We start from the raw sequence: 24,286 nt of genomic DNA on the forward strand, positions 1-24,286 counted from the left end.
CCTTAACAAATCACGCAGGGAATTGCTCGTCAATTTCCGGTCAATCCTGATCAATTGCTCATGAGTTGTTCAGGAATTGCTAATTGATAGAAAAAAATTTCATGGCCCAATAAAAAACGCGAAGACCTGCTTCGCGTTTTTTATTCATAGAACGACGGATATCATCATTCATCTGCTCAATAGATGTCGACCAGAACCCGGACGGCACTATATTTACCGCTGCTGTAATAGCCTTTGGTATTACTGTCTTTATAGAATTTTATTTTGTAGGCAAGTGCACTGGAAGGATACGTCGCACCGGAAGTGTACACAGGTGTTGGCGCGGTACCTACGTTGTAAGTGGTGGTACTGTCGACGATCCAGGTCAGCGATTTAGTGATTTCATTCGCGCCGAGTATTGCGGCAGAATCATAGTAAGTCGCGTAATACGGGCGGGTAATCAGGCTCTTGCTGCTAGTCGCTGTTTTAGTCGACAAGTTATAGCTATCGCCACTGGTCAGGTAGGTCACTTGCGCACCAGTGACTTTAAAATACGATGCCGTCGGGAAGGTGGCTGTTGCGGTGTCGGCAATGCTGACTCCGTTGGTACCAAATACGGATGCGGCGCTACCATTCAAATAAATCGCCGTATCTTCATCCACACAGATGCCTTGCGTTTTTGCGGTATTCCTCATCCCTGCCAGTAACCGGGCGACACGTCCGCGGGCATTGCAATGTGTATCGACGGCGACATTCGCACCAGCAAATCCAAAGCCTTTCATGGTGCCAGCGTTCTCTGCATAGGCAAGTGAGCTGGTGCCGCTGCGGTCATCTTTAAGTCCGGTCGAACTACCGACTGGTTTTGACGCAAAATTCGCATTGAAATACAAGACACCATAAGCCACACCCTCACCTATCATAGGATTAGCCTGAATCATGGTACCTGCTGAGGTACCGGCAATCACCAGGCTGCCGTTGTTGACACGGGCACGCAAAGCCGCCATCAATGGCGTATCCGCACCGCTATTACTAAGAAAAGTACGTGCAGCACGCGACTGGTCACCACCGTTAAAGAATACGACGTCGGCTTGATTGATGATCGCAATATTGGCGTCACCGGCAGCATTACCTGAGTAAGAGTCGCTACTGTAATTATCGGCATGGGCCGTGATGTGCTTGGGCGCGAAACCATGCTTCTGAAATAGCTTGATGTAACTCAGTGCACCCGTAGTTGCATCATCATTGTTGTACACGTTATCGCCATAAGCAGCAGTATCTGCCGAGGCGGTAACAACGGCAACACGTGGACAGCTCGTAGTGGCCCAGTCGGTTACGCAGTTGGTATAGATGCTGGTATTCGGGGTCCAGTTGCGTGAGGTCGCCGCACGCAAACCAGCGTAGATTTCATTATTGGCCTCAGCCGTCGCACCGCCCATCATAAATACCTTGGCGGCATACGCACTAAAAGGACTGGTCAGCAATCCGGTACAAATGAGCATTCTGACGGTAAAGCTATTCAACATCTTATTCATTATTCGTTCCCTCAAAGAGTAGATGACGACAGATCGTCATGGTGTGCATAAATATGAATTCAATTGCTTTTGCGGATAGCTCAACCGGTCAAAAATGCCTCAGACAACAAAGCGACGACATGAACATCTCCGCACAGATCCAGTGATTGCCTCCCCAGACCAACTTGGAAGAAACACTGTGGAATCATCATAATTATGGAAAATAATTTACACAATTAATATTTATGTAAATTATTTTACTAATACGGCAAGTAGTTTTTCATCTAATTGCCGCATCAGTGCCACCTATCTGTGTTTGCTTATTTGAGAAACGTCTATTGATCCTTGAAAAACGAGTATCAATAAATCACTAAAACCGAGGCGAAAGAAAATAGATTTCTTTAAAAATCAGGTGAAAATTTTCAAAGAAAATGACTTTTTAAAAATAAATAATCTTTAGCCGGGATAAAAATGACGCGCAAATGCGACAGCTTTAGCGCCACCGACGAAATTCGAGGAAGAATTTTAGGAGTAAGTTAAAAGTAAATGTAAGAGTAAATGTAAAAGTAAGTTTAGAAGTTAAGTTTGAAAGTAACGGCAGGATTGGCAATATCCGTGTCAACCAGAACGCATGCCGTTATGCAGGCGCGCAAGTGTTGATCGGCAAAAGGAGCGTGGTCTGCAAACAATGCTACTAAGAGCCACAGAAATCAGCATCTTTCGCTGATCAAACAGTGCTACTGGAGCTCCCGCTGAACTTCCATCGCTGAAAGAGGGCCCTGTTCCCTGCTATGCCCTGAGGATTTACACATCTTGTTTGTGCGTTTTAATTGCTGGCTCAGGTACATCCAAACTCAGGACTGTAATTGCAGTGTCTTGATAATCCGCGACTCCCCCTTTTCGCCTGCACCGGATCCGCTACTCTTACTTTCTTTGCGCGTCGTGATCAGACGTTCACCGACCTGTGCATAGACTTGCTCGTCATCATTCGTTGATTCAAAACTGATCACAACGAAGGCGCGACCGGATACCGTTTCATGCTGGCGGCTGGCGAGCGGCGTGCCGTCTGGGGCGACCCAGATGTCGAGTTTGCCTTCGTATTTTTTAACGTATTTACGGTCTTTTTCGCTGATCTTGTCGATCGACAGATCAAAGCTCAGCAGGCGTGCAGGTTTGCCATTGAAGGTATCGGCTTTTTCACTTTTAAAATTCGCTTTTTCAACGGCACGCGACAAGCTACCTGCCGCATAGATCAGCGGGCGTACTTCACTGGAATTGATTTCTTTCAGAGCGGACAGTGTCGGTGTTTTAACCTTGGCATCTTTCTCTTTGGCGAGCTCCTCGGTGTCGAGCTTTGTCAGCAATTCTTTGCTGTAGTGAATATGCAGACCGCGCTGTCCTTCTTCGATGAAGACATTCGCAACACCATTTTTCTCCTCTGCGTCTTTACCCTCACCCTGCTTGCTCCAGGTCTTGGCCTCCAGCGTTGCCTTGACTGCGGCGGGGCCTTGCAGTCTGGCGAGCGCGGCCTTGAGATCGCTCAAACCATCAGCATGTGCAAATAGTGGACTGAATGCACAGGCGCTCAATAGACAGATACGGGATAAAACGTTTGGGACAGGGTTTAGACGCATTTTTACCTCAATATAAACATTCGTTATTTACAGTGCCAATTCATCACACGCATCAAATTCAAAGCAGTAACTTATCTCATCAAATTCGCACCAAATTCGCATCAAATCAATACTCACGCCATCGAATTTCTTGGAAGACCTACTTCAAACCCAAAGCGATATCGCAAGTTCAACTTTGCATAAAGACCTGGTGCCGCAAGCCCAGCGCAAAATCCTTACCGCCTCGGGTTAAAGTGAATTCCGTAGAAAAAAGCAACGGATAGTGCGACATGACTGTTTCAATGTTACAAGTTCTCTCGTAGAATTGTCAGCATAGAAAGATTAATTAGCAATATAACGGATGTTATGTGCACTCTTTTTACAAACACACACTAAGGATTGTGCATCAACATTCTTTAGCCACTATTACCAGACCAGGAGAGAACATGGGCATGGTCTTTTGCCGCGGTTGCGGAAAAGAAATACATGAGACAGCGATGAGCTGCCCTCAATGCGGCGCTCAGCAATTAGCGCCACAACATCAGACGACCACAAACAAGCGGATCTTACCTGCTGCATTGTTTTGCTTTTTCTTTGGCTTTCTGGGAGTGCACCGTTTTTATGTCGGAAAAATCGGAACGGGCATTCTGCAAATTTTGACACTAGGCGGTCTCGGCATCTGGGTACTGATTGATTTTATTATGATCGTTGTCGGTAGCTTTACGGACAGCGACGGCAATAAAATTAATCTCTGGACCTGATATAGATCATCTGTAGAGTCGTGGACGAAAGTTCACCACGATACCCTGAAAACGGCTCATACAACTTGCACGGCTTTTACAACCCATAAATCAGCAGCACATTGAAGAATTCAAGGGAGATCAAATGAACATGGTATTTTGTCGAGGCTGCGGTAAGGAAATCCACGAAACCGCTGTCACCTGCCCGCACTGCGACGCGACGCAAACCACAAGCGCAGCAACATCAACGACGTCCACCATAGCAGATGACACGGGCAATGCCTTTGATTGGTATATCCTGGCATTACAAAAATATGCAGTATTTACCGGTCGCTCACGTCGTAAGGAATACTGGTTTTTCTTCTTGTTTACGATATTGATTTCAATGGGACTGGCGATTGTTGATCGCATCACAGGCACGGCAAGTTTTGGATCGAATACGGGCTTGCTCGGCGGTCTGTACTCATTAGCTACTTTTATCCCTAGTTTAGCTGTCATGGCGAGACGTCTGCACGATACGGGTCGCAGTGCATGGTGGATGTTAATTGCGTTCATTCCTGTTATTGGCTGGATCATCCTGATCGTATTTTTGGCCTCAGAAAGCCATCGTGCGGAGAATGAGTACGGCGCATGCCCGAAAATGATGTAACTCAGACTGGAGCCTGCTGCATTTAGGCAATATCTAATCCGGGTATCGGGATCAGACGAGGTGACATCCGAATGCGATTGTCGCCTCTTTTGTTTTTATTGCCCCCCGCTGGGCAGACCAGACTGAAGCAAATTCGCCTCTGACGCCTAAAACCCGCTAAAATCTAAGGCTGTGCAAACTTTACTCTGCGTCATCCAACGCCATCATCCAGAGCGGAACACCAACATGCTGACATTTCAACAAATCATCCTCACACTGCAAGACTACTGGGACAAACAAGGCTGTGCCTTGCTGCAACCCTATGACATGGAAGTCGGTGCGGGTACCTCGCATACCGGCACCTTCTTGCGCGCGATCGGGCCGGAACCATGGCGTGCTGCCTATGTGCAGCCGTCACGCCGTCCTAAGGATGGTCGTTATGGTGAGAATCCCAACCGCCTGCAGCATTATTACCAGTATCAGGTCGTCTTAAAACCGGCGCCGGACAATATTCTCGACCTCTACCTCGGCTCCTTAAAAGCTCTGGGTCTGGATTTGCAGCAAAACGATATCCGCTTTGTCGAAGACGATTGGGAAAACCCAACGCTGGGCGCATGGGGACTGGGCTGGGAAGTTTGGCTCAATGGCATGGAAGTCACACAATTCACGTACTTTCAGCAAGTTGGCGGCCTGGATTGCAAACCGATTCTCGGCGAAATCACCTACGGTATCGAACGTCTGGCGATGTATTTGCAAGGTGTAGAAAATGTGTATGACCTGGTCTGGACCGAACGTGAAGAAAACGGCAAAACCGTGCGCCTGTCCTACGGCGATGTCTTCCATCAAAACGAGGTTGAACAATCGACCTTCAATTTTGAATATTCAAATACCGATTTCCTGTTCTCACTATTCACCAACTACGAAGCCGAAGCCAAGCGCCTGCTGGATGTCACTGAAAAATCTTTAGCTTTGCCTGCCTACGAGATGATTCTGAAAGCTGGACACACTTTCAATTTGCTCGATGCTCGCGGAGCGATTTCGGTGACAGAACGCGCTGCGTATATCGGCCGCATCCGCAACCTGTCACGTGCGGTTGCAGCAGCCTACTACGCTTCGCGTGAAAAGTTAGGCTTCCCTATGTGCGCTGAGGATGATCAGCATAAACCAGTTCCTGTATTGGCAGATTAAACGCAAATAGGTGAGAAGTACGTAGGGTGCGCCATGCGCACCACCTCGCAAACCTGTAGTTATTAGCCGATGAACTGGTGCGCATGGCGCACCCTACATAAGCGAGTTTGGTCGTATCGGACAAAGTTAGAATCGATAGAGATAGAAAAAATGAACAACACACTCTTAGTTGAATTATTTACAGAAGAACTGCCACCTAAAGCACTCGCCAAACTCGGCGACGCATTTGCTACCGGCATCGTCAATGGTTTGAAAGCACGCGACTTCTTAGAGAGCGATTCTGTTGCCACCAGCTACGCGTCACCACGCCGTCTGGCTGTGAGCATCACAAATGTGCGTTCTACATCACCGGATAAAGTATTGCGCGAAAAAGTTTTGCCGGTATCCGTCGCACTCGATGCAGCAGGCAATGCCACCGCACCGCTGGCAAAAAAACTGGCGGCACTGGGCTTCCCTGATCTGCAAATCAGTCAGCTCGAACGTGCGGTCGATGGCAAGGCTGAGAGTTTTTTCTACAGCTATACGGCAGCAGGTTCTGCCTTAGCAGGTAGTTTGCAAACGACATTGGAAGAAGCGGTCAGTAAATTACCGATCCCAAAAGTCATGAGCTATCAGCGCCCTGACGGCGAAACCGTGCATTTTGTACGCCCTGTACATCGCATCATCGCGCTGCACGGCGCCGACATCGTGCCACTTTCTCTGCTCGGTTTGAAGAGTGATCGCGTGACCTTGGGGCACCGCTTTTTGACAACGGGTCAGATCAGCATCGCGCATGCAGATGACTACGCCGCCAATCTGGCAAGTCAAGGCAAAGTCATCGCCAGCGTCACCGAGCGCAAAGAAAAAATTCTTGCTGCCTTGTTAGCGCAAGCAGGTAACGATCTGGTATTGAGGCCAGAATCTCTGCTCGATGAAGTCACTGCGCTGGTCGAATGGCCGGTGATTTACGAATGCAAATTTGAAGATGAGTTCCTGGCTGTGCCGCAAGAATGTCTGATTCTGACCATGCAAACCAATCAGAAATATTTTGCCCTGACGGACGCCAATGGCAAATTGCGCTCGCGCTTTTTGATCGTCTCAAATCTGGAAACAGCAACACCGGAACACATCATTCAAGGCAATGAGCGCGTGGTGCGTCCACGCTTGTCGGATGCAAAGTTTTTCTTTGAGCAAGACAAGAAAAAAACTCTAGAAGCGCGCTTGCCTATGCTAGCGAATGTTGTATATCACAACAAACTCGGTAGTCAAAAAGAACGTACTAACCGCGTCCAGTCACTGGCAGGCAAAATTGCCCTGTCTCTGGGTACGGATGTCGCTTTGGCAGAACGTGGTGCTTTGCTGGCAAAAGCAGATTTGCTGACGGATATGGTTGGTGAATTCCCTGAATTGCAAGGCGTCATGGGCACGTATTACGCCCTGCATGATGGCGAGCATGCCGAAGTTGCCGCTGCGGCGTCCGAGCATTATCAGCCGCGCTTTGCCGGTGACGCATTGCCTGCAACAGCAACCGGCACTGCCGTCGCACTGGCCGACAAACTGGAAACACTAGTCGGTATCTGGGGCATAGGTTTGCAACCGACTGGCGACCGCGATCCGTTTGCGCTGCGTCGTCATGCTATCGGCATATTGCGGATTCTTTTAGATAAAGAATTACCTCTCTCTATAAAAGATCTTGTTGAACAGACTGCCGTGTTATTTGGCAATAACAGTCACTTCAAAACGCCGTCGGAAGAAGTCACAGATTTTCTTTATGAGCGTTTGCGCGGATTATTGCGGGGATATGATGGGAATGATGATGTAATTAAGTCAGGCGGACAGATTGCACAGTCGCTTCAGTCCAGAGTTCCAAATGCAGTAGAGGCAATCGTTTCTCAACGCCCTGAATATTTAGGCGATATTCCCGACCGTTTGCAAGCTGTACTTGAGTTCGCCGCCTTACCAGAATCAGCCTCACTCGCTGCCGCCAATAAGCGCATCACCAATATTCTGAAAAAATCAGAGGCTACGCCAAGTGCCGTGCAAACGAATTTGTTACAGGAAGCAGCAGAGCAAGCTTTGTACAACGCGATGACTAAGGTCAAGCCAGAAGTGAATGCCGCATTTGCCAAAGGTGATTTCGCCGCAGCGTTAAAAACTCTGGCGGCATTACGTGCTGAGGTTGATAGTTTCTTCAACGATGTGATGGTGAATGCTGACGACCTGGCTTTACGAAATAATCGCCTGGCTTTGCTGAATGAGTTACATGGCATGTTAAATCAGGTAGCGGATATTTCTAAACTGGCTGCATAGCGACTGTAGTTGATCGCAGTCGCTAATGCTGGCAATTGTTGCATGGCAGGCGCACTCTCCTCACTCTCGCCCGCTCGCGGATGAGAGTGAGTAAAACCAGAACTAGCTTAGATCAAGCTAATCAGAAAAGGAATGCTCATGGAAAAACCAATGAAGCTGATCATCCTTGATCGCGATGGCGTCATCAATCACGACTCCGATGCTTTTATCAAATCACCGGACGAGTGGCATCCTATCCCTGGGTCATTGCAAGCAATTGCGAAGCTTAATCAGGCAGGTTATCTGGTGGTCGTCGCTACCAATCAATCCGGCGTGGGGCGCAAGTTATTTGAAATGTCGACGCTGAATGCGATTCATCAAAAAATGCATACTGCCGCACAGCAGGTCGGTGCTGAAATCGATGCTGTATTTTTTTGTCCGCATATCGCCGATGATAATTGCGATTGCCGTAAACCGAAGCCGGGCATGCTGCGGGAGATCGCGCAACGCTACGATATTAGCCTGAAAGGTGTACATAGCGTCGGTGATTCGCTGCGTGATTTACAGGCAGGATTTGTTGAGGGCTGCGCACCTCATCTGGTGTTAACTGGCAAAGGTAAAAAAACCTTCGACAAGGGCGGCCTGCCTCCCGGAACACAAATTTATCCGGATCTGGCATCGATGGTAGACATCCTGCTAAAGAACACACCGGCAGAATTTTTTGTGGCGGTTTAGTCGCCATTTAGTAAGGATTTAGTATCAATTTAAATGACTCTGACTCCTCGAGCCAAAGATAATTTTAACAGTCTCTATACTGCTTTTTTATAGCTCTTATTTTTCATAATCAGCACTTCCTTTATTGACGATAATCACTTCCCGGTTATCTTGTTGGAGATACGATGCTTCGTTTTACCTATTTTTTACGCTCTGTATTATTTGTCAGTCTGATGGCTGTTGCGACGATGGTCTGGGCAATGGCCTGTCTGTTATTCGCGCCTCTGCCTTACAACAAACGTTATTACTGGACGGCGCGCTGGAATGTTTTTGTGATCTGGCTGGCGAAGGTAGTGTGTGGCATTCGCTATGAAATCAAAGGACTGGAAAATCTGCCTGACCAACCAGTGATTTTATTATCCAAGCATCAGTCCGCATGGGAAACCATTTTTTATATGACCTGTATGCCACGTCCTTTGGTGTACGTATTTAAAAAAGAGATTACTTATATTCCCTTCTTCGGCTGGGGTATTTCTCTGATGCGTATGATCCCGATTGATCGCAGCAAAGGCAAGGATGCTTTCGCCCAGGTCGTAGAGCATGGACGCCGCCGGCTCGCAGACGGACAATGGGTTATTATGTTCCCTGAAGGCACGCGAATTCGTGTTGGTGAAAAAGGCAACTATAAACTCGGCGGCACTCGCCTGGCGACAGAGACCAACACAGCCGTTGTTCCTATCGCCATGAATTCCGGCGAATGCTGGGGCAAAAATTCTTTCATCAAGACGCCCGGGCTGATCACCGTCTCAATCGGCAAGCCAATCGCACCGGATGGTTTGAGTTCATCGGAATTGATGCAAAAAGTTGAGGCCTGGGTAGAAGGCGAAATGCGTGTTATCTCGCCGCAGATATACAAAAAAAACTGATCAAGATTCTCTTGGTCAATCAGGAGAGTTGAAGCGTTGAAATCATGTTTGTCATTATTGACCAAGCCTTTGCAGTTTCTGATGCAACTGGACTTATTTTCGGATCATCGTACAGATGATGCAGAATCGTCAGGTTCTGCATCATCCGGCTCACCTTATGCCGATCGCGCGCCGCGGTTTAAAAAAACACCGCCGCCCAAGCTAGAATCTCCCCCCTCTCCCCCGCCCGCCAAATCGCCTAATAAGCGTCAGATTCGTCTGGCCGAGCGATGGCTGGAATACACGCTGCTCCGTTCAAAGCGCCGCACCATCGGCTTCCTGATCAATGAGGACGGACTGAGAATTACCGCCCCGCGCTGGGTCACGATTGCTGATATTGAGCAGGCGATTCATGAGAAACAACGCTGGATTGTGACCAAGCTCAATGAACGCCGCGAACGCGACGCTCGCCAGCTACAACCACAGATGCAATGGGTGGACGGCGGCAAATTACCTTATCTGGGCAAGCAATTGACCCTGCGTATTCTGGCGAACCAGGCGATGGGGATTACACTGGATGACGCCAGCGATGAGCTCAGGATCAGTCTGCCGGCAGATGCGGGTGAACAGCAATTGAAAGACCGTGTACAAGCCTGGATGCAGCAAGAAGCACGCCGGGTATTTTTAGAACGATTACCGGTCTATGCGGAGAAACTTGATGTCAGCTATCACTCAATGTCTCTGTCGGCTGCGACCACGCGCTGGGGTTCATGTACCTCGCAAGGCAAGATACGCTTAAACTGGCGCCTGATCCATTTTTCTCCGGCCTTGATCGACTATGTGATTGCGCATGAGCTGGCGCATTTACGCGAGATGAACCATGGTCCGCAATTCTGGGCGACGGTGCAATCGGTGTTCCCGGAATTCGAGCAGGCCAAACACGCCTTACGGCATCACGCCATTCATGACATTCCTGTATTTTAGGGGAGTATTTGATTTACATGACTGATCCCGCAGTATCGGCCTGATCATTTAGTTTATTTACCCATATACTCATTCCCAGTATATTTATTAACCAAACAAGGAAAAACTCATCATGCGTATTTTGCACACCATGCTGCGCGTTGGAAATTTGCAGGCTTCCATCGACTTCTACACTAAAATTTTAGGCATGAGCTTACTGCGTCAGCCTGACAATCCCGAGTACAAATATACGCTGGCATTTTTAGGTTATGGCAGTAATCCTGAACATGCAGAACTGGAACTGACCTATAACTATGGCGTGGACAGCTACGATCTGGGTAGTGCCTACGGCCATATCGCAATTGCCGTACCTGATGCTTACCAAGCTTGTGCCGATGTCAAGGCCAATGGCGGTAACGTCACGCGCGAAGCCGGTCCTGTCAAGGGCGGCAAAACCGTGATTGCATTTGTGCAGGATCCTGATGGTTATAAGATTGAACTGATTGAACGCAAAACAGCCGATCAGGCCACCAGCCTTTAACCGATAGCAAGATATACGGCATGAGATGTCGCGCTGTATGCTCACTATACGAATAACAAAAAAGGAGCCGTCTGGCTCCTTTTTTTATTATTCATACATTATTCTGACCAGTTCAAAAACACTGTTCAGGAATGAGATTCACGCATGCTGTGTGATGATTTTTCGATCGAAGCGTGTTGAGACTCTTGTGAATGGTGCTGGTCGGTTTTGATCTCTGCCTGTTTATTGGCAATCGCATATCCTGTCGCGACCGGTAAGACAAAATATAAGAACCAGTGATCCAGCAATGCCAGAAACATCATGCCGTAAGAATCGTCGTAAGAGGCATGTCCGCTCTCAATACCCTTCAAAGTAACGACGATAAACAGCAAGGCAAGCATCAGGTAATTGAAATGAATAGAGGTTGCGGCTTTCATTTTGAGACTGTCAGAGTGAATAATTAAAAAACCGCGACTCAGGATTGGTGGTCTGATGCTTGCTCAGACTGCTGCTCTGCGATTTTATTCATGACTTTAACCAGACCGACAAGACCAGCGATTAAAGCAACGGTTAATACACCGATAATTCCGTCTAACATGATGACTCCGATCAGGAAAAATTTCCATAAACCAATAATTTCTACAAGTAAATTATATGGATATTTTCCCGAAGGAAACACCTAGATTGTGTCAAATGTTGTTAAATCTTTTTACGTTTTAAGTGAGGGATATTGCGACGACCAATTACTGTGGTCTCAGCAATGAATCAAACATGTCCATGGCGACGAAAATACGCGATCAGGCCACTGGTTGATGTATCGAGTTGTGCGTCATAGGCCTGATCACCCTTGATCGCTGGCAGCAAGCGATTCGCCAGTTGTTTGCCCAGCTCGACGCCCCATTGATCGAAGGAATTGATTCCCCAGATCACCCCCTGCACAAACACTTTGTGCTCATATAAGGCAAGCAACATACCGAGCTGAAAAGGATCTAGATTCGGCATCAAGATCGTTGTCGACGGTTGGTTGCCTGCGAACACTTTGTGCGGTAACAAGGCGGCAATTTTTGCCTCACTCAGTCCTGCCGCAGATAATTCTGCCCGCGCCTGCTCTTCGGTTTTGCCGAATGCCAGCGCCGCGCTCTGCGCAAGACAATTTGCCAGCAAAGGTGCCTGGTGTCCGGGTAAAGGATAATCGCTGGACGCCGCCACCACGAAATCACAAGGGATCAGCCAGCCCCCCTGATGCAACAATTGGAAAAAAGCATGCTGACCATTGACGCCAATCTCGCCCCACACAATCGGGTTGGCACGGCACGTCAGCGGCTCACCATCAAGACCAACAGTTTTACCATTCGACTCCATCTCCAATTGCTGCAAGAACGCAGGCAAATGACGGATCGATTCGTTATACGGCAAGATCGCGGTAGTTTCAGCGCCTAGGAAATTCGTATTCCAGATCGAAATCAAAGCCAGCAGCACGGGCAAATTATGCTCCAGCGGCGCACTGCAAAAATGCTGATCCATGGTCTCGGCACCTTCCAGCAAGCGCTCAAACCCGTTCATGCCGATCGCCAGCGCAACTGATAATCCGACCGCCGACCACAGAGAATAACGCCCGCCGACCCAGTCCCAGATTTGTAAAATATTGGCATCGGGAATACCGAACTCATGTGCTTTATCGGGACTAGATGTGACCGCAATAAAATGTTTGGCAACCGCCCATTCTTCCATCGCTGCCGCCATCAGCCAGGTACGCGCGGTATGGGCGTTGATGCTGGTTTCCTGCGTGGTGAAGGTTTTGGAGGCCACGATGAACAAGGTCGTACGCGGATCAAGCTTTTCGAGCAGCGGCGCAAGATGAGCACTGTCCAAATTCGACACGTAATAAAAAGTCAGGCCGGGATGCTGGAGCGCAGATAGTGCGCGGGTTGCCAGCTTAGGCCCAAGATCCGAACCGCCGATACCGATGTTCACGACGTTTTGAATCGCATCGCCTTTAAAGCCGCGCCACAGGCCGCTGCGGACGCGCTCAACGATATCGCGCATCTGCTTGCGTACACCGCGCACCAGAGGCATCACATCGTTTTCAGCAGAAGGAAATGGGGTGAAAGTCGTATGACGAAGTGCGGTATGCAAGACGGCACGATCTTCGCTGAAATTAATTTTTTCACCCGCAAACATGCGGTCACGCCAGTCCTCAACCTTAGCAAGTCTGGCTAGCTCGATCAGGCTTTGCAAAGCATTCGCATCAATTCTTTGCTTGGAATAATCGACCAGCAAGCCATCCAGCTCGGCAGAAAAATGCTGAAAGCGCGCCGGATCCGCTGCGAATAAATCACGCAAATGCAGTGCATCGAGCCTGGCCTTATGGCCCAGTAATGTCTGCCATTCTGAAGTACGGGTGATGTCCATATTGACCTAACTTATACGAGATTCGTTAAACGGGATGCGTTATTTGGAACCAGATTTGGAAACAGATTTGGAGGCAAATATTATCAAGACACGGCAGTTACTGCCCCCTTATACGCCAGATGTTTGCTTCTCTAACAAACGTGCCAGTGCCACATAGTGCTCCAGAGAGATGGTCTCAGGGCGCATTTGCGGATTGACTCCGGTGTCAATTAATTGCTGCTCGGTGAACATGCCGGCAACACAGTTGCGTACCACTTTACGCCGTTGAGAAAACGCTTTGGTCACAACCTGTTCCAGCATTTTGACCTTGCATTCCAGAGGCGCCGCTTTAGGAATCATGCGCACAATCGCTGAGTCCACTTTAGGCGGCGGATCGAATGCCGTTGGCGGCACAACAAATAATAAGTCCATGTGATAGCGCCATTGCAGCATCACCGATAAACGACCATAGGCTTTGCTACCTGGCTCAGCTACCATGCGCTCAACCACTTCTTTTTGCAGCATGAAATGCTGATCTTCCACCAACGCTGCAATCTCGGCCAGATGAAATAATAAAGGGCTGGAAATGTTGTACGGAAGATTGCCGACGACACGTAATTTTTTTCCGGCAGGAACCGGAATCGTCGAAAAATCAAACTGCAAGGCATCGCCTTCATGGATGATCAATTTAGCCGGGTCGAAGGTTTTCTTCAAGCGTGCGACCAGATCGCGGTCCAGTTCAACGACGTGCAACTGGCTTAAGCCCTCAAGCAGTAATTTTGTCATCGCTGCCAGGCCGGGACCAATCTCGACCATGGTCTGGTCAGGCTGGGGTTTGATCGCGCTGGTGATGTCACCGAGGACAAGCTGGTCCGTCAAAAAATTCTGACCGAAGCGCTTACGGGGTATGTGTTTCATAGTGTGTCGATAGGTTGAATGTCACGATTGTAAGACATACGTGAGCTATTGCATGAGCAATCAGCGCAGAATTCTCAGCAGCTGTTGCAAATGATGTTGTTCAGGGAATAGTCTGGTTCAGAGAAATAAACTTCAGGCAGGGCTGCCGTTTATACCTGTGCCGGTGTCTGCACTGCTGTGTTTGCCACTATCTTTGCCATCGTATTTACCATATCGGCAGCAACGCGAACCGCAACCAGCATACTACCGGCATCTGCATGCCCTACTCCCTGTGCAGCCAGATCCAGCGCGGTGCCATGATCGACCGAAGTACGTATAAGAGGCAAGCCCAGAGTGATATTCACCCCCATGCCAAAGCTTGCATGCTTCAGCACCGGTAAGCCCTGATCGTGATACATCGCCAGCACGCAGTCTGCTTCTTGCAGATATTTTTGCTGAAACAAAGTATCCGCCGGATACGGTCCCTGGACATCCATCCCCAAACTTTGCGCCTGCTGGATAACTGGCATGATCACGTCAATTTCTTCTCGTCCGAGATATCCATTTTCACCCGCATGCGGATTCAGGCCAGCAACCAGTATTTTCGGCTGCGGCAAACCAAATTTAGTTTGTAAGTCGCGGTGAAGAATCTGGATGGTAGTCAGTAAATGAGCCGGCTCGATCGCTGCGGCGACGTCTTTAAGCGGCAGATGCGTGGTTGCCAGTGCCACCCGCAAAGGCTGCGGTAAGTGGGCAGACGCTTCGCAGGCCAGCATCATGACAACCTGAGCAGTATGGGTTTTTTCTGCGAAATATTCGGTATGTCCACTGAACGGCACACCGGCATCATTGATCGTGCTTTTTTGCAAGGGAGCGGTAACGATGGCATCACACCAGCCTTGCTGCACACTTTCAATGGCCACATCCAGGGTATGCAAAACGGAGCGGCCATTGCGCGCATCTAACTGACCCGCGATCACATGTGCGGCTAGCGGACAATCAATCACCGTGATCTGATCTGCACCACAGCCGGGCAAGCCGCTGTAACGCAGCGCTTCCAGAGAGACGCCCATCAGTTTAATATCAGGATCAACCTCGCCAGCCAGCATTGCCATATAGGCTGCATCCCCAATCAGGACGGGACGGATTTCGTGACGTAATTGCCATGCAGCGCGGAGTGAAATTTCCGGGCCTATGCCGGCGGGTTCTCCCACCGTGATGGCAATTTTCTTACTCAATTATCGTCCAGGCGGAACTCGACATAAGCGCGATCACGCAATTGACGCAACCAGTCTTGCAAAGCTTCATCCGCTTTACGATCACGCACAGCCTGACGAGCAACCAGACGCTGACGTTCTTTGGAGACATCATCGGCTTTACGCTCGGTGACCTGAATCAAATGCAAGCCAAACGAGGATTCAACCGGCTCACTGACCTCATTGATCGCAAGTTTATTCATTGCCTGTTCAAATTCCGGTACAGTATCACCAGGATAAATCCAGCCCAGATCCCCCCCCTTAGATGCCGTCGCATCGTTCGAGAACAACTTCGCCAGCTCCTCAAATGTGGCGGCCTTATTGTCGAGACGCTGTTTCAATTCGATCAGCTTGCGGCGCGCTTCAGCTGCAGTCACGATCTGGCTAGGCTTGATCAAGATATGGCGTACATGCGTTTGCTGAACGACGGTACCGTCGGCTTTAGTTTTCGCTATGTCACGTTTGCCGGTCAGTTTCAGGATGTGGAAGCCGTTCGGACTACGAACGATTTCTGTGACTTCGCCGACTTTAATTTTATTCAGGGAGTCGATAAACAATTGTGGCAAACGATCCTGTTCACGCCAGCCGATATCGCCACCTTTGATGCCCTCAGTGGCATCAGAATAAGTTACAGCGAGTTTGGCAAAGTCTTCGCCTGCACGCAGTTTTTTCGCTACTTCTTCGGCGCGCAAACGACGCTGATTGATTTGCTCAGCGGAAGCGTTTTCCGGGATCAGAACCAGAATATGCGACAAACTCAATTCTTGCGGAACTTTGCCCGGTGCCGCTTCTATCGCGAGATAGTTATCGACTTCTGATTCAGACACCTGGATTTTGCTATCGACTTCGCGCTCGCGTATGCGCTGCATCATGATGTCGTCACGAACCTCTTCGCGGAAACGCGCATAGGACGTGCCTTCGCGTTCGACCTGATTACGGAATTCCTGTATCGACATTTTGTTTTGTTCGGCCAGACGCACCATGGCGCGGTCTAACATGATGTCATCGACACGCATGCCGTTCTCTTTTGCCAGTTGCAATTGAGCGCGATCAACAATCATGCGCTCAAGCAATTGCTTTTGCAGATCTGCACGGTTTGGCAAGGCGGTACCTTGCGCGGCGAGCCGCTTCTCAACTGAACGCAGGCGTTCGTTTAACTCCTGGCTGGTGATCACATCTTCATTCACAACGACAACGATCTTATTGACCAGTTGCCCTTTTTCATTCGGATTATTCGCTTGATTCACTGGCAGAATCGGCGCGATCGGAGAAATCGCTGGTGCCACTTTTTGCGCCCACACCGGAGCGGCGGTGACCATCGTGACTGAAACAGCCAGAGCAGAGAGAAGAGTACGTTGTGTCATGTGCAAGTTGTGTCGCATAGTGATCCAAATTCATATTAAAACTGACAGAAAATCGCACATCTTGTGCGTCTTCTGCCACTACTTAGCGCTGCCTCGCGCTTAAGAAACATTAAGCGAATTAAGCAAAAGCTGAAATATACGCTAATTTATCGGCTGATAACCTGAAATATTCTTTTTCAGGACCTCTATCGGGTTCGATCCCAATCTGGCCAGTCCGTTCAATTCCAACTGAATAAAAAACGCCGTTGTACTCGCCAGTGTCGTCGTAGAAAAACGCTGACCAACCATGCGGAACGACCAGCAATTGCAAGGATCTTTGTATTCAAACCCCGCCAGACCATCAACCAGCTTTTTATCTGGCAGAGAATAATTACTTCTGCCCACCACAAACCAGCGATTCGCGATCGGCAGTTGCGTGGATAAATCAAGCTGCTCCAGACTGTCGCGCTGATAGCGGTATTCGAGATTCAATACCGTTTGCTGAGCGGGTTGCCAGCGTATGCCGTAATTCGAACGCACCGAATGCCGGTCTGTCTGACTGATCTGTAAAGCGGTATCAGCACTGATCTTGTCAGAGATTTTGCCCGAGGCGGCCAGTAACAAATCCGAACGGCTCTGGCTATTGCTGGTGCTGTCGAGCGCTACCTTCTGGGTATTGAAGTAGAAACGCTGGCCAATCGCCACTTTGAAACGCTCTTCGCCATTACCCTCAATAAAACGTGAGATCAATGCGGCGGTAATCTGATTCGCATCACCGACACGATCTTGTCCTGTAAAGCGGTTCTCGCTAAAAATCTGGGCGAAGTTGAAATCGGCAGTAGCGCTGTCAAAATTCGGAAACTGGCTTTGATCGCGATAAGGCGTATTGACGTAAAACAGACGCGGCTCCAGCGTCTGCGTCACCGGCCTGCCCAGCAAACTCGACTGGCGCTCGAATACCAGTCCGCTATCGACCGAGAAGGTTGGCAAGGTCCGGTGAAAATCGGTGTCCTGACCGACACCTGGATTGGTCAGGTGGTAGTTGCTGGCATTGATCGACAGCTTAGGCACGATGAAAAAACCAGGCTGGACAATAGGATAAGAGATCTGAGGATTAATCACGGCACGATCACCTCGCACCAGAGTCGGGTGCCAGAAGCGCGTAACAATCGTATCAACCGACCAGTCAAATCCCAGCACATCATGCTGCTCTGCATGCAAATTCAGTTGCGGCAAACGGTCATACGGTCGAGTAATCGGCGCTGTCAAATCCTGCAAGACCTGATAATTCGATGCCCGTAAGGCCGCATAACCAAGCCAGCCAGAATAAGTCAGGCTCACATCTCGCAGTAATAAACGCTGGGCCGTCTTGGTAATTGAACTCGAGAAATCACTGGCATAGTCATCGTCAGACGCCGTATTCACATTCCAGGCGAAGTCGAGTTGCGGCAACAGTTTTTGTTGGTGCACCGATGCCAGCGCATAACGATTGGTACCTGTCTGACGGTCATTCGCCAGTCCCTCTATCGTGGTAGTACCGGAAAAATCATCATCCAGGTAACGCGCCTCAGCACCTAGTTGCAAACCGCGCCGGGTAATCAGCTTGGGATACAGAGTTAAATCCCGGTTTGGCGCGATATTGAAGTAGTAAGGTAAGGTCAGTTCCGGACCACCTTTGGATGATCCGCCCCAGATCGGTGGCAACAAGCCAGAATGACGCGCGCCAGACAAAGGGAACGTCAACGACGGGGTCGCCAGAATTGGTACGCCTTTGAAATACACGATCGTCTTACCCGCGATACCGCGGTCCAGTCCGGTATCGAGTTTCAGTGTGTCCGACTGCAAATACCAGTCAGGATCATCACTGCTGCACGTGCTGTAGGTACCGTTAATTACCGTCGACTGCTCGTCGTTCTCAAACTCGATACGCTCTGCTTTACCCTGTGCATTACTTCTCGTTAGTTTGTATTTTGGCTTCAGCACAAATCCGATACCGGAATCGAGCTGCAATCGCATTGCCTCGCCGGTGTAGTTATCGCCACCTTTTTGCATACGCACCTTACCCGTCGCTTTAACTTCATCATCGAGGTTGGTATAGGTCGCTTTATCTGCGTTTAGCTTGGTGTCACCACGAGTGACCTCGACATCATCGTCGAAGTCGACATATCGTTCAGGGCGCCCCGATATTTTTTCTGCACGCAATACCGTAGGCTGCTCTTTATCCCCCTTGATCACGACCTCGGACGGCTTGCTGTTGTTGGTCTGCGTGTCAGAATGAGGCACCGTGGCAGGCGCTGAGGCGGAATTTGTACTGGCAGAGTTGATTGGCGCGCTGGTCGCTGGCGTTTGAATGACAGCCTGTGCAATAGCGTGGAGCGGAAACAGCGCCGACACAGCAATCGCAGAGATAGTAGGAAACAAATGCTGTGGGTGAGATAATACGGGTTTCCGGCGCATGTAATGTAAGTTCTAAGGAGCTTGTTTGGCGTTTATACGGATGCACACTAACAGTCAAATTTGCAACAATACATTGCAGATTCTTTGTGACTGCTTAGCAGTAATGCGCTGCTGTAATTGTGTTGCACCCGAAATCAATCGCCTATTATAGGGGAAATGGCTGAAACCTCCGCACATTGTGCTGCCAAGATCCACTTAGCTGAAGAAAGTCAGCAAGGCTAAGGCCCTTCGGATTCAATTTGTATTCAAACTGCATTCAATAATTATCTAAAATTTACTTAATTTCACCATGTCTACAAGCTCTGAAAACCAACGCATGTCCGATATTCATACCTGGCTTGCCAGTATTACCCATCCCGGCCTGAACGTTGATAGCCTGCGCCCAGCCTCCGCTGATGCCAGTTTTCGCCGTTATTTCCGCATTGACGGTCAGGATGGCAAAACATATATCGTCATGGATGCGCCACAGCCAACCGAAGACGTGCGTCCTTTTATCCGAATTGCAGAGTTATTGACTAAAATGAACTTGTCTGTCCCAGACATTCTTGCTCAGGATGCGGAACAAGGCCTGTTGCTGCTGACCGATCTGGGAACCACAACGTATTTCAATGCGCTGAATCACGATACCGCACACAAGCTGTATATGGATGCCGTTGACAGCCTGATTTTGCTGCAAACCCAAAGCCAGCCGGACGTATTGCCCGAGTACGACAGAGAATTTATGCTGCGCGAGCTAATGATTTTTCCGGAATGGTACATCGCCAAACACCTGGGTGTGACGCTCAGCGCGGCACAGACAGAGAGCCTGCATAAAGTATTTGACGCGCTGTTGGCTAATATCATGGCGCAGCCGCAAGTCTATGTCCATCGCGACTACCACTCACGCAATCTGATGGTACTGGACAAAGGCAATCCGGGGATACTGGATTTCCAAGGTGCACTGTATGGGCCGCTGACCTACGATCTGGTTTCGCTGTTACGTGATGCCTACGTCCAGTGGGATGAAGAAATGGTGCTGGACTGGGCCATCCGTTACTGGGAAAAAGCCCGCCGTGCCGGATTGCCGGTCAATACCGATGTCGACAGCTTCTACCGTGACTTTGAGTTCATGGGGCTGCAACGTCATCTGAAAGTGCTAGGCATCTTTGCGCGTCTGTCGCACCGTGATGGCAAGGACAACTATCTGGCCGATATGCCACTGGTGATGGACTATGTGCGTAAAACCGCCAACCGCTATCATGTGCTGATTCCTCTGCTGCGTCTGCTTGACGAAATTCAGGAGACTGCGCCGACATTCGGTTATACGTTTTAAATCCAGCAGGTCAAAGTAAACGGACAGGACTGACGCAAAATCATTACTGCAAAAAACGCAATGACAGAGGCAAAGGCAATGCGGCCAGCCACGACGCGCGGCAGTGCTGCCAGAGCGATTTTGCGCAGTCACAGTCCAAAATTTGTATCGCAGCAATCTGCACGAAGCTGCATCACTTGTTACCAGAATAGATGACACGCCCATGAAAGCCATGTTATTAGCAGCAGGTCGCGGCGAGCGTATGCGACCACTCACCGACACCTGCCCTAAACCTTTACTCAAAGTGCGGGGGCGTCCACTGATCGTCTGGCATATCCTGAATCTGGTAAAAGCCGGGATCACCGAGATCGTCATCAACCATGCCCATCTGGGTCATATGATTGTTGACGCCATTGGCGATGGGAGCAAGTTTGGTGCGCACGTCACATACTCAGCCGAGGCAACGGCGCTTGAGACGGCAGGCGGCATCGCGCAAGCGCTGCACCTGCTGGGCGACGAGCCGTTTCTGGTGGTGTCGTCGGATATTTATATTCCCCATTTCAACTTCGAGGAATGTAAAAATACGCTGGAAGACAATGATATGTGGGGCAATCCGCATCCGCTGGATCAGCGCGACGTGGCCTGGTTATACATGGTCAAAAATCCTGACTTTCATCCCGAAGGCGATTTTGCGATGAACCTGATGGGCTTGTCGAATGACAGTACCGAGGGTTCGACACGATATACATTCGGAAATATCGGCGTCTACCGGCCAGAGATTTTTGCCGAGATCAAACCCGGCAGTCATGCCAAACTAGGACCTCTCTTGCGCGAAATCGCGGATAAGGGACAGCTCGGCGGAGAACTGTATCGCGGCGACTGGCACAACCTCGGCACGCCAGAACAACTCGCAGCATTGAATGCTCCGCTCAACCCACAAGCCTGTATTTAGCCGAACCGATGGAGATCTGCCTATGAGTTCTTCTACTTGTTTTAGTGATTTCGCTGACTTCACTCAGTATCAAACACGCCGTCAGCAAGTGCTGGCACAGATGCAGGCGCAAGGTGGCGGCATTGCCATTATCCCTACCGCGTATGAGATGACGCGTAACAGCGATAATTTTTTTCCGTTCCGGCATGATAGTTACTTCTATTATTTATCTGGCTTTACCGAGCCGGAGGCCATCATTGTATTGATTGCGAACGCCCGTGAGCAGCGCAGCATCCTGTTCTGTCGTGAAAAAAATCCTGAGCGCGAAATCTGGGACGGCTTTCGCTTTGGTCCGGTAGCGGCAAGCGAACACTTTGGCTTCGACAGCGCGTTTGCAATCGACGCACTCGACAGCACAATGCCGGATTTGCTCGGTGATGCGCGCACACTGTTCTACAGCGTTGGCCGCGATCCGCAACTCGATGCCCGCCTGCACGGCTGGATGGAGGCAGTACGTGCAAAATCCCGCAGCGGCATCAGCGTACCGGCAACGACTGTCGACATACGCGAGCTGCTGGATGAAATGCGCCTGCGTAAAGATACATCCGAAATCGCCCTATTGCAAAAAGCCGCCAGCATCTCGGGTATCGCCCACACCAGAGCGATGCAGATCGCATTACCTGGCCGTTACGAATATGAACTCGAAGCCGAACTACTGCATGAGTTCCGCCGCCAGGGTTCGCAAGCGCCCGCGTATGGATCCATCGTAGCAACCGGTGCCAATGCCTGCATCCTGCATTACAGCAGTAATAATGCTCAAATCAACGATGGTGATCTGATCCTGATCGATGCAGGCTGCGAGTACGATAGCTACGCATCCGACATCACACGCACCTTTCCTGCCAACGGCAAGTTCAGCGAAGCACAAAAAACCTTGTATGACATCGTCCTCGCCGCCCAACAAGCTGCACTGGATTGCGCCCGTCCCGGCTCACGCTATATGGACGGTCATCATGCAGCAGTGCGTGTGTTGACACAAGGTATGCTCGATACCGGGCTGCTTGATAAAAATAAAACTGGCAATGTCGATGACGCGATTGCCAGCGGGGCTTTCCGCCAGTTTTATATGCATGGAACAGGTCATTGGCTAGGACTCGATGTCCATGACGCAGGCTCTTATCGCGAAGCAGAAAAAGTGGGCGATGAAAAACCTTATCGCCAGTTAGAAGCCGGCATGGTCATCACGATAGAACCTGGCATCTACGTCCGCCCTGCGGAGGATGTGCCAGAGCAATTCTGGAACATCGGTATTCGTATAGAAGACGATATTCTGATCACAGCAGACGGGCATCTGAATCTGAGCCGGGACACACCAAAAACCGTCGCCGACATTGAAAACGTGATGAAGCGATGAACTCAGCAGATACGGCAGATAAAGCAGTCACGGCAAGTGCAGCAGATCCGGTCGACTTCCACATCGCCATCTGTGGCGCAGGCCCTGTCGGGCAAGCATTTGCCCTGCTACTTTGCAAACAAGGCGTTGCGCCCGAAAGTATCGTTTTATTTGATGCCAAAACTAGCAGTCAGTCTGAGCAGGATGTGCGCTCAATTGCCTTATCTTACGGCAGTCAGCAGATACTTAGCGCTGCCAGCGCATGGCCAGTCAAAGCGACCAGCATCCAGCAAATCCACGTCTCCCGGCGAGGTCATTTGGGTCGCAGTCTGATCGACTGCAAGGATTATCAGATACCGGCGCTGGGCTATGTCGCCCGCTATGGAGACATCATGATGCCATTGCAACGTGCGCTCGCACAAAGCGGCATTCACATCCGGCGACCGGTCAAAGTAAGCACATTAGAAGAAACCGATGATAGCGTCACGCTGCGCTTACAGGATGGCAGCGCCATTACTGCCGGTGTAGTGGTGCAGGCAGAAGGTGGCAGCTTTGCCGATCAGAGGCAAAAGACGCAGCATCACGATTATCGGCAAACCGCCATTATTTCTCACATTACGGTCAGTCAGCCCGTCGCCGAGCGCGCATTTGAACGTTTTACAGAACAAGGGCCGCTGGCCTTACTCCCGCAAGAAGATGGCTATGCCTTGGTATGGTGTGTGCGTCCAAAGGTGGCTGAACAGCTTTCAGAACTGGATGATGTCGCGTTTAAACAGGCTCTGCAACACGCATTTGGCGAGCGCCTCGGCACCATCCTGACCGCCTCAGCGCGTCACTCCTACCCATTGGGCCTCAATGCCCAGGCGCATGCTACCAAGCGCACGGTAACGATCGGCAATGCAGCGCAGACCTTGCATCCCGTCGCAGGCCAGGGATTGAATCTGGGCTTACGTGATGCCAGCATACTGGCGCCGCTTTTAACAAATTGTATGCAGCCAACACAGCTGCGAGCGGCGTCCGGTGATCTGCTCAGCGCGCAATTGCAGTTATTCCTCCAACAACGGCGAAGCGACCGCCAGGCCACGATCAGGCTCACCGATACCATGGCGAGAATTTTCGCCAGCGCCCCGGATGGCGCACTGACGCAATCTGTGCTGGGTCTGGGTTTGGGTCTTCTGGACATCATCAAGCCAGCAAAAAAAATCCTGGCAGAGCAGATGATGTTTGGCTGGCGCTAGAGAAAAATCTAGCTAAAATCAGGCAAAACCTGTCTGTAGCAACAACTATGTTGCCCGCAC

General features: G+C 50.0%; 21 protein-coding genes. 12 read left to right on the plus strand and 9 right to left on the minus strand.

Annotation, left to right across the window (positions count from 1 at the left end; all coding sequences use genetic code 11):
• Window positions 1-176: 176 nt before the first annotated feature.
• Entirely contained in the window at window positions 177-1,511 is a 1,335-nt protein-coding gene (locus ACO0K4_RS05065; protein ID WP_422955537.1) for a cyanophycinase, read from the minus strand.
• Window positions 1,512-2,344: 833 nt separating this feature from the next.
• Entirely contained in the window at window positions 2,345-3,034 is a 690-nt protein-coding gene (locus ACO0K4_RS05070) for a hypothetical protein (protein ID WP_422955538.1), read from the minus strand.
• A gap of 566 nt (window positions 3,035-3,600) precedes the next feature.
• Here ACO0K4_RS05070 and ACO0K4_RS05075 point away from each other — a divergent pair.
• From ACO0K4_RS05075 to gloA, 8 genes are all read left to right on the plus strand, one after another.
• Complete coding sequence (locus ACO0K4_RS05075) at window positions 3,601-3,864, plus strand: TM2 domain-containing protein (RefSeq protein WP_422955539.1); 264 nt, start codon at window positions 3,601-3,603, stop codon at window positions 3,862-3,864.
• A 124-nt stretch (window positions 3,865-3,988) separates the two neighbouring features.
• The gene (locus ACO0K4_RS05080) at window positions 3,989-4,492 is read left to right on the plus strand and encodes a DUF805 domain-containing protein (protein ID WP_422955540.1); all 504 of its coding nucleotides are present in this window, start codon (window positions 3,989-3,991) and stop codon (window positions 4,490-4,492) included.
• A gap of 225 nt (window positions 4,493-4,717) precedes the next feature.
• Entirely contained in the window at window positions 4,718-5,659 is a 942-nt protein-coding gene (gene glyQ / locus ACO0K4_RS05085; RefSeq protein WP_422955541.1) for a glycine--tRNA ligase subunit alpha, read from the plus strand.
• 150 nt (window positions 5,660-5,809) lie between these two features.
• The gene (gene glyS, locus ACO0K4_RS05090; RefSeq protein ID WP_422955542.1) at window positions 5,810-7,948 is read left to right on the plus strand and encodes a glycine--tRNA ligase subunit beta; all 2,139 of its coding nucleotides are present in this window, start codon (window positions 5,810-5,812) and stop codon (window positions 7,946-7,948) included.
• 150 nt (window positions 7,949-8,098) lie between these two features.
• On the plus strand, window positions 8,099-8,662 hold the full coding sequence (gene gmhB / locus ACO0K4_RS05095) for a D-glycero-beta-D-manno-heptose 1,7-bisphosphate 7-phosphatase (protein ID WP_422955858.1): 564 nt from the start codon (window positions 8,099-8,101) through the stop codon (window positions 8,660-8,662).
• Between the two features lie 164 nt (window positions 8,663-8,826).
• Window positions 8,827-9,567 (plus strand): lysophospholipid acyltransferase family protein, encoded by a 741-nt coding sequence (locus ACO0K4_RS05100; RefSeq protein WP_422955543.1) that lies wholly within the window; start codon window positions 8,827-8,829, stop codon window positions 9,565-9,567.
• An 81-nt stretch (window positions 9,568-9,648) separates the two neighbouring features.
• On the plus strand, window positions 9,649-10,530 hold the full coding sequence (locus ACO0K4_RS05105; protein WP_422955859.1) for a M48 family metallopeptidase: 882 nt from the start codon (window positions 9,649-9,651) through the stop codon (window positions 10,528-10,530).
• Between the two features lie 112 nt (window positions 10,531-10,642).
• Window positions 10,643-11,050 (plus strand): lactoylglutathione lyase, encoded by a 408-nt coding sequence (gloA, locus tag ACO0K4_RS05110; protein ID WP_422955544.1) that lies wholly within the window; start codon window positions 10,643-10,645, stop codon window positions 11,048-11,050.
• A 125-nt stretch (window positions 11,051-11,175) separates the two neighbouring features.
• Here the strand turns inward: gloA and ACO0K4_RS05115 are convergent, their stop codons facing one another.
• The 7 genes from ACO0K4_RS05115 to ACO0K4_RS05145 all read right to left on the minus strand — a co-directional run bounded on the left by ACO0K4_RS05115 (window position 11,176) and on the right by ACO0K4_RS05145 (window position 19,373).
• Window positions 11,176-11,466, minus strand: coding sequence for a hypothetical protein (locus ACO0K4_RS05115; protein WP_422955545.1), 291 nt, complete (start codon window positions 11,464-11,466; stop codon window positions 11,176-11,178).
• Between the two features lie 38 nt (window positions 11,467-11,504).
• A complete protein-coding gene (locus ACO0K4_RS05120; RefSeq protein ID WP_422955546.1) occupies window positions 11,505-11,627 on the minus strand; it encodes a hypothetical protein in 123 nt (40 codons plus the stop codon).
• Window positions 11,628-11,794: 167 nt separating this feature from the next.
• Window positions 11,795-13,441 (minus strand): glucose-6-phosphate isomerase, encoded by a 1,647-nt coding sequence (pgi, locus tag ACO0K4_RS05125; protein WP_422955547.1) that lies wholly within the window; start codon window positions 13,439-13,441, stop codon window positions 11,795-11,797.
• A gap of 108 nt (window positions 13,442-13,549) precedes the next feature.
• The gene (rsmA, locus tag ACO0K4_RS05130; RefSeq protein ID WP_422955548.1) at window positions 13,550-14,338 is read right to left on the minus strand and encodes a 16S rRNA (adenine(1518)-N(6)/adenine(1519)-N(6))-dimethyltransferase RsmA; all 789 of its coding nucleotides are present in this window, start codon (window positions 14,336-14,338) and stop codon (window positions 13,550-13,552) included.
• 149 nt (window positions 14,339-14,487) lie between these two features.
• Complete coding sequence (pdxA, locus tag ACO0K4_RS05135) at window positions 14,488-15,555, minus strand: 4-hydroxythreonine-4-phosphate dehydrogenase PdxA (protein WP_422955549.1); 1,068 nt, start codon at window positions 15,553-15,555, stop codon at window positions 14,488-14,490.
• Complete coding sequence (locus ACO0K4_RS05140; RefSeq protein WP_422955550.1) at window positions 15,552-16,937, minus strand: peptidylprolyl isomerase; 1,386 nt, start codon at window positions 16,935-16,937, stop codon at window positions 15,552-15,554. The genes pdxA and ACO0K4_RS05140 overlap by 4 nt, the downstream gene beginning before the upstream one ends.
• 141 nt (window positions 16,938-17,078) lie before the next feature.
• Complete coding sequence (locus tag ACO0K4_RS05145) at window positions 17,079-19,373, minus strand: LPS-assembly protein LptD (RefSeq protein ID WP_422955551.1); 2,295 nt, start codon at window positions 19,371-19,373, stop codon at window positions 17,079-17,081.
• A 289-nt stretch (window positions 19,374-19,662) separates the two neighbouring features.
• Between ACO0K4_RS05145 and ACO0K4_RS05150 the strand changes: the two genes are divergently transcribed.
• The 4 genes from ACO0K4_RS05150 to ACO0K4_RS05165 all read left to right on the plus strand — a co-directional run bounded on the left by ACO0K4_RS05150 (window position 19,663) and on the right by ACO0K4_RS05165 (window position 24,226).
• Entirely contained in the window at window positions 19,663-20,685 is a 1,023-nt protein-coding gene (locus tag ACO0K4_RS05150) for an aminoglycoside phosphotransferase family protein (RefSeq protein ID WP_422955552.1), read from the plus strand.
• Between the two features lie 202 nt (window positions 20,686-20,887).
• Complete coding sequence (murU, locus tag ACO0K4_RS05155) at window positions 20,888-21,616, plus strand: N-acetylmuramate alpha-1-phosphate uridylyltransferase MurU (RefSeq protein WP_422955553.1); 729 nt, start codon at window positions 20,888-20,890, stop codon at window positions 21,614-21,616.
• A 22-nt stretch (window positions 21,617-21,638) separates the two neighbouring features.
• The gene (locus ACO0K4_RS05160; protein ID WP_422955554.1) at window positions 21,639-23,009 is read left to right on the plus strand and encodes an aminopeptidase P N-terminal domain-containing protein; all 1,371 of its coding nucleotides are present in this window, start codon (window positions 21,639-21,641) and stop codon (window positions 23,007-23,009) included.
• Window positions 23,006-24,226 carry an FAD-dependent monooxygenase gene (locus tag ACO0K4_RS05165; protein WP_422955555.1) on the plus strand — a complete coding sequence of 407 codons (1,221 nt, stop codon included), beginning with the start codon at window positions 23,006-23,008 and terminating at the stop codon, window positions 24,224-24,226. The genes ACO0K4_RS05160 and ACO0K4_RS05165 overlap by 4 nt, the downstream gene beginning before the upstream one ends.
• Window positions 24,227-24,286: the final 60 nt, after the last annotated feature.

This window comes from Undibacterium sp. RuTC16W (assembly GCF_049339445.1).
GTDB lineage: Bacteria > Pseudomonadota > Gammaproteobacteria > Burkholderiales > Burkholderiaceae_D > Undibacterium.